The following is an 8439-nucleotide window of genomic DNA, read 5'->3' as shown; positions in this document are numbered from 1 at the left end:
AGATAAGACCAGGCATCTACACCGCCGAGCCGATCTCCACAGCACCCTTGCCAACTGCCCAGAAACCTTAACTACCTGGCCTTGGGGGAAGCCCCGCTGGCCACCGGGCAGCGGCATACCGCCGTACATCCCCTGGGGCGGAACCCAGGGGATGTCTGGTCAGTCTCGACACGACCGCTCAAGGCGGCGCACTTCGCGGCATTCCCCATCGACATCCCGCTGCGTGCCATTGCCGCTGGCTGCCGACCCAGCGGCACGGTCTGCGACCCGTTTGCCGGGGCGGCAACCACAGCAATAGCCGCACGGCAACTCAACAGGTCATTCATCGGGATCGAGCTCAGCGAACCGTTCTGCGAACTTGCCCGCGCCCGCCTTCTTGCCGCCGTCGCCGACTCAACTGCCGGGGAGTCCGCAGAGTGACCGGAAGGCTACAAAGGGCCTGCTCAGGGCCTCCCTAACCGGCTCTGGCGGCGTAGTCTGCAGGGCCTGGCCGACCCCGAACCAGAGGGGCGGTCACGCCTGTCGACGTCATCGCAGCGAGATGACGAGATCGACGCGCGGCAGCTCCAAGTCATCTGGGAGGTCCTGCAGTGCCAGTTCGAGCGGTACCGGGCGTGAACCACCTGTGGAGTCCCGCCGATGGCGGCGACTCCACCTGGGCCACGCAGGTGCTGAGATCGAAGTCGATGAGGACGGCGCCGGTGAGGTCGAGTCGGATGTCCGGCCAGTGGCGTGGGTTGCGGTCGGGGCGGCGGGAAGACCACCGGCGACGTGGTGCAGAGGAGTTGTCGTAACGTAGGTGGGCGGTCAGGATGCGTTGGGCGGTCAGCCGAACCTGGCGTTCCTCCTGTGGATCGCGGCCAATCACCGGAGCGGAGACGCCTGCGACGGCGGCGCGCGGCACAGCAGGCCCGGCCGGATCGGCCTCATCCGGCGGCGTGTACGGCATGCGGAGGTAGGAGCAGATCACGTCCACGATCGTCTGCCGCAGCGCCGGGGTGTCCTGGGCTAGGCGCTCCAGCGCATACAGACCACCGAGCCGGACCGGGGCCTGAGCGTTGCCGAGCTGCTCGACCGCCTTGGTGTAGAGCTCGGTCACCCGGCGTTCAGCGGCGTCGTGCGTGGTGTGCGCGGTGGCCAGCTCTTGGTGCCGCTGGCGGCGCACGGCCAGCAGCAGTGTTACCGCGGCGCCGACGCCGGCACCGGCCGCCAGCGCGGTACGGACGGCCTCGATCCGGGCGGAGATCTGCTCGGGAGCGGGCAGCGTGCCCAGATCCTGCAGCAGCCAGACGCTGACGCCCCAGACCGCAGCACCGACCAGCAGCGCCGCAGGAAGAGCCCACCACCACATCGAACGCGGCGGTCGCAGCGCAGGAGGAGGAGCGGACGAGCGGGGAAAGCGTCGGAAAAGATCCACGTACGCGATTCCGCTCCTGGCGGCACGCCGTTACGAGGTGTGGGGCAGCTCATCTCGGACCCCTATGACTTGAGGTAACGCCCGCCGCTTGGGGCTCTTCGCACGGACCCGAGCGAAGGGCCGGCCTACGACTCCTTCGCCTCGGCCAGGGTCTTGTGGACGACGCCGACGGAGACCTTGACGCCGGCGGTGATGGCGCGGATGGATTCCCCGCGCTCGCGCCGGGCGAGGATGGCGGCGCGTTTGTCGGCCCTTCGCTCGGGTCGGTGTCATAGGCCGCAAAGTAGAGGCGTATCCCGAGGTCAGGGCGTCGTACCGGTGCCTGTCGGAATCCACGAACCGAACCGTTCACCGACGTTGATTCTTGACACGGGTTTTCGACGCTCACCACCTGCGACCTCGCGGCTTTCGGCGCGAGTGTCGACAGACGAGGGTCTGTCGACACTGACAAGCGGTTACAGAGAGCTACTTTGCACTTCATGGCACCGACCCGAGCGCCGGGCCTAGTCAGCCGGTATGGGCCTGCGGCACAGCTCGCCAAACACGTGGAAGACGAGCCGCCCTCAGCCCTTGCCCTCCCGTCTCGGGCCGTTTGGCCTCACTCAAGCAACCCCTTCCTGTCGCAAAGCGTATGAGCGATTACCAAGAGTGTTCGAGGGTGTGGTGTCGGCGGCTGCCGGCCGTTCGGTCCCGGCCGACCGTCCGGTGGTCGAGTCTGGACGAGCCTGTCCGAGTCACTGTTGGACACCTCGGCTTCATGGCTTTGCTGACTCGCATGGCGCCCAACCGGGCCCCGATACCAGTCATAGTTCCGGAAGCTCAGCCGCTGGATGCCGGCGGATGGAGAGAGGGGTTCATGTGCGTTCCCACCTACGCGCGACCATAGTCATGGCGGCTTTCGCCGCGCTAACCACGGGTGTCTCGGTGGCTCCGGCCGCCGCTGAGGGTGTGCGGACCGACCGAGCGGGTGACTCCGGTGCGGCCCGCATGGTCGGTGAGTGCACCGATCCGGGATTCGTCGGCGCCATCCGCTTCCGCAACCCGCTGGGGCTGTACGACGTGGACTGCATCCGGCCTGAGAGCGTCCGCTATCCCGGGCCGGTCTTCGTCACTCACTGCAAGCCCACCAACGGTGGGCGGCTCAACCTGCACATGCCCGGCGGCGAGGTGCTCGAATGTCCCGCCACCGTCTACCGGGACGCCATCGGGTACAGCGCCTGGGCCTGACCGGGCTCCATGCCGCCCCACCCGCCAGGCATGGGAGGCGCTCCTGGCGCTGCCCAAGGCGGGCGCCACCCTGAAGTTCTGGAAGTCCGACCGGTGGGGCCGCTCAGCGGGGCACGTGCTGACCACGGTCAACGAGCTGCGCGACTGCGGCATCACCGTGGTGTCGCTGACGGAGAACTTTGATCTGGCCTCCAAAGAAGGGCCGTTTCATGTTCGCGGTCTTGGCCGCGGCCGCGGCCGGAGCCGCCGAGGTCCTCGCCCTCAACGTCGAGGACCTCGACCTGGAGCACCGGCACGTCCCGTCCGCTCCAAGGGCCGCTCACGCAGGTAGTCGATACTTTCGGCGATGTCTGCGGCATTCCGGCAAAGGTGCGGTGAGCGCCCGGCACCGTAGAGGCGATTCCAGGCAACTTGTTACGGCAATGACACTCTAAGTAGCTGAACGGGTGAAGCGCGTCGCTCTTGGAGAGCGACAGTTAAGGGGAACCGACATGCGAAAGATCATCGCCGTCGCCGCTGCCGTCGTCGCGGTGGCCGGAGGGCTTGCCGTAGGAAGTGCCGCGCACGCCGACGGGTGGGAAGGTCCGATCGATTCCTGGACCAGGTGGCCCATCGAGCGCGCCTATGCCATCTGCGACAGCACCGGCAGGATCGGTGTGCAGAACGGCGTCTACCGCACCTATAAGTGCGAAGAGGACGGCTTCTTCACCGTCTACCTGTACGTGCACCGCCGATAGGGGCGCGCCCGACTCGTCGCCGGCCTGCCCCGACACGGGCGGGGACGGGACAACGCTGGGCCAAGAACAGCGGTCCGTGCGTGCGCGCGCTGCCTCGGGCAGGCGCAGCAGCCCGGGCAGCAGGTGGGCAGTGCCGGAGTCTGTGCCTGCCGAAATTTCGTCCATGCAGGTCAAGCGGCATGTGAGTATTCGTGGAGGACACCGCCGAGCCGGACTCTTCTACATATGTCCAGGTCGGTGATTCGCTTGGGGGCCGTAATCGGGTCCGGGGCGGGACGCAGCGGGGCGGATTGGTTCAGGGCTTGATGGGCCCGGTGCTGGTTGTAAAACCGTTCGTACTCCCGCAAGGCGTGCCGCAGGTGGCGTTCGTTCCAGATCAGGCAGCGGTCGAGAAGCTCGTGCCGGCACGACTGCACCCACCGCTCCATGATCGAGTTCATCCGCGGCATCCGGATACCGGTGAGCACTGTCTTGATGTCGGCCTCGGCGAGAATCGCATCCATGAGGGCCGGGAACTTCCCATCCCTGTCTCTGATCAGAAACCGCGCTCTGCGGCCCGCATCGTCCAGGTCCATCACCAGATTCTTGATCGCCTGGGTGACCCAGCTTGCGCTCGGGTGCGCGGTGGTGCCGAGCACACGGACCCGCCTGGTGGCGTGCTCGATCACCACCAGGATGTACTGGCGCTGCCCGTTCAAGGTGATGGTCTCGATGAAATCGGCGGCCAGCAGAGCGTCGGCTTGCGAGCGCAGGAAGCCGGCCCATGTGGTGGAGGCTCGTTCGGGTGCCGGATCGAGACCGGCCTGTTTGAGGATTTCCCACACGGTGGACGGCGCGACCTTGATACCGAGTGTGGTGAGCTCGCCGTGCACCCGCCGGTAGCCCCAGCCGGGATTCTCCCGGACCAGGCGCAGGACGAGAGCGCGGATGGACTGGACGGTGGGTGGACGGCCAGGCCGCTTCGGTCGGCAGGCACGGGCATGACGACGTTTCATCAGATCGCGGTGCCAGCGCAGGACGGTGTCTGGGCGGATGAGCAGCCGCAGCCGGCACAGGACCTCCCGGGGCAGCGAGGTCAGGAGAGCGGCGAGAAGGGCTCGGTCCTCGGGCGCGAATCGCACTCTGGTGTCAGCGCCGAGTTGGCGTTCGAGGACAGAAATCTGGTGACGTAGAACGAGAATCTCCACGTCCTTGTCTCGATCGCTCATGGGCAGTAACCGCAGCGCGGCGAAGGCGTTCGTGACAGTTAGGTAGGCCAAGCGAAGCAGCACAGCGGATCATCCTGCCGTACGCGTTCCCGTCTCCCGAGGGACCGGAGCTCGCGTACCCCACACAGAACCCTCGCAGAGTCATGACCTGGGCGGATGTAGTTATCGGCAGGCGCAATGCCGGCCCGGCAGCCGAGCACGGTCAGGCGCATCGCTTCGCCCTCGTGATCGAGCACTCCTCGAGCGTGACGCGGGCATGGATCGGGGGAGCCAACCATGCCTGACGAACGTGCGAACCTCGGCCGACAGGCAGGTGGCCGCAGCGGACGGCGTGCCGCCGCCTGGTGTCGTCGGCGCTCGGGGCAGGCCGGAGCGGTTCAGCCCAGGTAGAAGTCCCGGCGAGCGGCCACGAACGCCTCGATTGTCCCGGCCTTCGCGCCGGTCACCCGTTCGACGTCGTCGGAGGCGCGGTCGTAGCGGTTCTCGCGGTGCAGTCGGGCCATGGTGGCGATGTGCTCCTCGGTGTGCGGCGGCAGGCCCGCCTTGGCGAGCACCTCGGCCCGCCATCGGTCCAGGGGCACGTCGAGGTAGGACACCGTACGTCCCAAGGCCCGCGAGAACTCCTCGGCCATCTCCGTCATGTCGACCGTGCGCGGCCCGGTCAGCTCGTAGACGTGCCCCACGTGCGGAACCGGATCGCGCAGCACGGTGGCGACCACCCGGGCGACGTCGTCCACGGCGATCGGCGACGTGCGCCCGGTGCCGAACGGCAGCGCGATCGTTCCGTTCTCCCGGATCGATCGGGCCGCCAGGGTGGTGAACAGCGGATTGTCCAGGAACGACGTCGGCCGGATGTGCACCACCGGCAGGCCGGACCAGTCGAACACCTGTTCCGCCAGCCAGTGCAGCCGCTGCTGGTGCGACTCGGCGGTGCTGGTGGCAGTCATTTGCGACACCGTCATCTGCGACATGTCGACCAGGCCCACCAGCTTGCCGTACTCCTTGGCCACGGTGGCCACCACGGTCGCCGCCAGCAAGTGGTCCGGCGACACGGGCATCGCGAAGTACATCCGCCCGGCTCCTTCCAGCGCGGCGGCGACGCTCTCCGGCCGGGTCAGATCGCCGACGACCACCTCCGCGCCCCGCGCACGCAGGTCCGCGGCACGGTCATCGTCCCGGTGAACCATCGCGCGCACCGGCACGTCCTGCGCGCGCAGGCGGTCCAGGACCGTACGGCCGACGTCGCCGGCCCCGGCGATGAGAACAAGGTTGCTGACGGCCATCTGTCGATCTCTTCCTGGTAGTTGACCATCTGAGCGAAGGTGCGATCGCACCGGCATACGGGTGTCACTGAATCGCGCAACGTGATCCCATGGCAGGTGTACCCACGCCCGAGTCGGATGAGCCAGGAGCAGGGTCATCTCGGCTGGGTAAACCGCGGAGGGTTCATCAGTGTCGGAGCCCATCGAGGCACAGGCATGACCTACGAGACATACCTGGTGTCGTGAGATGGGCGGCCGCTTGGGCCGCGGGCTCCTCGGCCGTGAGCAACCAGACCGCCGACCACCGTGCTGGCGCGGCTTTGACCACCTTGCTCCAGCGCACTACCCACCCGGCCCCACGCGACGTACCGTTCCCACGACGTTCAGAGCAACTCGCGGAGGCGGCTTCATGTCTGACACGGCGGAGCACACAACCGGTTACCTCCTCGGCCATGCGGCGCTGGAACAGCGCAGGCTGCTCATTCAGGCGTCCTACGTGCGCCCCTGGACGGCACGGTTGTTGCGCCGCGCCGGACTCACCGAGGGCATGTCCGTTCTGGACATCGGGTCGGGCCTGGGCGACGTCGCGTTCATCGCCGCGGAGATCGTCGGCCCCGGCGGGCGCGTGGTCGGCGTCGAACGCGATCCCGCCACAGTGGAGACTGCACGCCGGCGCGCCGCATCCATGGGGTTCACGGACATCGTGAGCTTCGCGAACGCCGATCTCACGGAGTTCGATCCGGCGGGTTCCGACCCCGCGTGGCGACCGTTCGACGCGCTGGTCGGCAGGTTCGTCCTGCAGTACCTGCCGGACCCGGCCGCCACGTTGCGCCATCTGGCCGGGTTCGTCCGTCCCGGCGGCATCGTCGTCATGCACGACATGGACATCTCCAACCCGGACGTCAGCGTCCCGCGCTGCGCGCTCTGGAACGACTGCTACGCCCTGCTGAGCGCCCTGTTCCGCGCCCACGGGATCGCCCCGGACTTCGGCCGGCACCTCACCCGCGTGTTCCTGGACGCGGGCCTGCCGTGGCCGGACGTCGACTCCGGGGCCATGACGGGCGGGAAACCCGGTTCCACGGTCTTCACCTGGCTCGGCAGCGCCGTCCAGGCCGTCGAACCGCTCCTGCGCCAAGCCGGCATCGCCCTGCCCGACGGCCTGGTCGTCGATGACAAGCTCGTCGCGACGCTGGAGCGGGCGGTGCAGGACAGCCGCAGCATGGTCCTGGGCAACACCCACTACGGAGCCTGGACCCGTCTCCACAACGGCCCCCACCGATCGGAGCGACCATGACCATCCCGCTCGCGTTCTCGCACGACCAGTTCCTGCGCGACATCGAGTCGACCGCCGACGCGATCGGCGCGGCCTACTCCGAATCGGTGACACGGACGGTCCTGGACACCTACCCTGACAGCTTCCGCGACGGCGCCGTCCTGTGGCGCACCACCGACACACCCGGCGGCCCGCTCAACTACCGGTTCTACGCACGCCGCCGCACCGACTCGGTCGGCACCGCGATCCGCGCCGGGCTCCTGGAGCCGGGTCACCCGCTCATCGACCTGATCGCCTCCTGGAGCGCGCTGTACGGCGACGTCTCCACCGAACTCTGCGACTTCGACGCCGCGCACGGCCTCGCCAAGACCTGGGTCTACCTGGGCGGGATGCGCCCGGTCGACCGGGTGCTCGGAGCGTCCCACGTCCCTCAGGGGCTGCGTCTGCACGAGCCGCGCCTCCGCGCGCTGGGGCTGACCGCCGTGCGGCACGTCGCCGTCGACTACCACGGCGGTACCGCCAACCTCTACTTCCGGACGTCCAGCAAGATCACGCCGGACCGGGCCGAAGAGCTGATCGCCCTGGTGGGCGGCAAGCTGCCCGAGCCGGCCCTGCTCGACGACATGGTGACCTTCACCCCCCCCCGAAGGACACACCTTCTCGGTGACCATGAGCGTGCCCGACGGCCGGATCCGTCGCGTCGGGTTCTACGCCCTCAAACTGCCTGCCGACCGGTTCCCCACCATCGACGAACGCTTGACCACCTTCTTTCGATCCGCTCCTTCCAGAGACGAAGAGGAGATGAACGCCATCGCCTGGTCCTTCGGGCCCGGCGGCAACGACTACGTCAAAGCCGAACGCAGCTACACCGGGCGCCTGGTCGAGCTCATGAAGACCTGGAACAGCCCCATGACGGCCGCGAGAGGATCAGCACTCGAGGTTGACGGCCGGCCGTCGTGACCGCCAGGACCGCACGGCCGGATGCGGTCACACCGCCGCTCGACGCCGTCCGCGCGAACCAACGCCGGATCCCACCGGTCACCGACGCCCTCGCCCAGTTGAAGCAGGCGAACCGCCGAAACGTCAACGACCTCACCCCCGCAGCAGGGCACATCGCCCGCGTCGCGAGCGACGGCCGCACCAACGCGGAGATCGGTGCCGAGCCGTACGGCAGCGCACGCATCGTCGCATGGCATCGCGATTCGGATCCGTACTTCTCGATCACGACCAGCCGGTCGTGCCCTTCGTGCAGGGCGTACAGTTCGACGTCCGGCTCCTCGTGCACATGGGTCGACGAGGGGCGCGTGGTGGAAGT

9 protein-coding genes and 1 pseudogene are annotated in these 8439 nt (G+C 68.0%); 7 read left to right on the top strand and 3 right to left on the bottom strand.

What is annotated here, in order from left to right:
• Positions 1 to 81: 81 nt before the first annotated feature.
• Positions 82 to 420, top strand: coding sequence for a DNA methyltransferase (locus ABZ815_RS38510; protein WP_357706140.1), 339 nt, complete (start codon positions 82 to 84; stop codon positions 418 to 420).
• 151 nt (positions 421 to 571) lie between these two features.
• On the opposite strand, the gene ABZ815_RS38505 is transcribed toward ABZ815_RS38510, so the two are convergent.
• Complete coding sequence (locus tag ABZ815_RS38505; RefSeq protein WP_357706139.1) at positions 572 to 1417, bottom strand: hypothetical protein; 846 nt, start codon at positions 1415 to 1417, stop codon at positions 572 to 574.
• A gap of 948 nt (positions 1418 to 2365) precedes the next feature.
• On the opposite strand from ABZ815_RS38505, the gene ABZ815_RS38500 reads away from it, so the two are divergent.
• The 3 genes from ABZ815_RS38500 to ABZ815_RS38490 all read left to right on the top strand — a co-directional run bounded on the left by ABZ815_RS38500 (position 2366) and on the right by ABZ815_RS38490 (position 3381).
• The gene (locus ABZ815_RS38500; protein WP_357706138.1) at positions 2366 to 2644 is read left to right on the top strand and encodes a hypothetical protein; all 279 of its coding nucleotides are present in this window, start codon (positions 2366 to 2368) and stop codon (positions 2642 to 2644) included.
• On the top strand, positions 2550 to 2975 hold the full coding sequence (locus tag ABZ815_RS38495) for a recombinase family protein (RefSeq protein ID WP_357706137.1): 426 nt from the start codon (positions 2550 to 2552) through the stop codon (positions 2973 to 2975). The genes ABZ815_RS38500 and ABZ815_RS38495 overlap by 95 nt, the downstream gene beginning before the upstream one ends.
• A gap of 160 nt (positions 2976 to 3135) precedes the next feature.
• A complete protein-coding gene (locus ABZ815_RS38490) occupies positions 3136 to 3381 on the top strand; it encodes a hypothetical protein (RefSeq protein ID WP_357706136.1) in 246 nt (81 codons plus the stop codon).
• Positions 3382 to 3551: 170 nt separating this feature from the next.
• On the opposite strand, the gene ABZ815_RS38485 is transcribed toward ABZ815_RS38490, so the two are convergent.
• Together ABZ815_RS38485 and ABZ815_RS38480 are read right to left on the bottom strand one after the other, a co-directional pair.
• The gene (locus tag ABZ815_RS38485; RefSeq protein ID WP_357706135.1) at positions 3552 to 4652 is read right to left on the bottom strand and encodes an integrase core domain-containing protein; all 1101 of its coding nucleotides are present in this window, start codon (positions 4650 to 4652) and stop codon (positions 3552 to 3554) included.
• A gap of 314 nt (positions 4653 to 4966) precedes the next feature.
• Positions 4967 to 5872, bottom strand: a complete 906-nt coding sequence (locus ABZ815_RS38480; RefSeq protein WP_357706134.1) for an NmrA family NAD(P)-binding protein — start codon at positions 5870 to 5872, stop codon at positions 4967 to 4969.
• Between the two features lie 388 nt (positions 5873 to 6260).
• On the opposite strand from ABZ815_RS38480, the gene ABZ815_RS38475 reads away from it, so the two are divergent.
• From ABZ815_RS38475 to ABZ815_RS38465, 3 genes and pseudogenes are all read left to right on the top strand, one after another.
• Positions 6261 to 7145 (top strand): methyltransferase domain-containing protein, encoded by an 885-nt coding sequence (locus tag ABZ815_RS38475; protein WP_357706133.1) that lies wholly within the window; start codon positions 6261 to 6263, stop codon positions 7143 to 7145.
• A pseudogene (locus ABZ815_RS38470) lies at positions 7142 to 7720 on the top strand (aromatic prenyltransferase); the annotation flags it as partial. The gene ABZ815_RS38475 and the pseudogene ABZ815_RS38470, both read left to right, overlap by 4 nt.
• 73 nt (positions 7721 to 7793) lie before the next feature.
• Positions 7794 to 8084, top strand: a complete 291-nt coding sequence (locus ABZ815_RS38465; protein WP_357706145.1) for an aromatic prenyltransferase — start codon at positions 7794 to 7796, stop codon at positions 8082 to 8084.
• Positions 8085 to 8439: the final 355 nt, after the last annotated feature.

The organism is Nonomuraea sp. NPDC047529, assembly GCF_040642995.1.
Classification (GTDB): Bacteria; Actinomycetota; Actinomycetes; order Streptosporangiales; family Streptosporangiaceae; genus Nonomuraea.
Note: the sequence above shows the minus strand (reverse complement) of the source record. Positions and strands in the feature narration are given on the sequence as shown.